Here is a 253-nt window from a genome sequence, read left to right on the forward strand (position 1 = left end):
CGGCCGCCGGGGATATAGACGGGGTACGCAATGCGCGACATCGACCAGCCCGGGCGCCAAGCCTTGGTCCGGGTCGGGCGGCCGGTGAGGGTCAGCGTCGGAACGCCCACGCTGGAGGCCAGATGGCCGATGCCAGATTCATTGCCGATGAACCAACCGCATTCATGAATGAACGCTGCCACGTCGGCCAACGAGGGCGACTGCTGAATCGCCAAGCCAGCGTCGATCAGGCAGGTCCATTCAGAGCGCTCAT

General features: G+C 64.8%; 1 protein-coding gene. It reads right to left on the reverse strand.

Features of this window, described 5'->3' with window-relative positions; all coding sequences use genetic code 11:
- Positions 1-253: glycosyltransferase family 9 protein (locus R0J88_RS21885; RefSeq protein WP_410901159.1), on the reverse strand; the 253-nt coding region annotated here is incomplete at both ends.

Origin of the sequence: Pseudoalteromonas sp. SIMBA_162 (assembly GCF_046535955.1) — a bacterium.
Lineage (GTDB): Bacteria > Pseudomonadota > Gammaproteobacteria > Enterobacterales > Alteromonadaceae > Pseudoalteromonas > Pseudoalteromonas marina.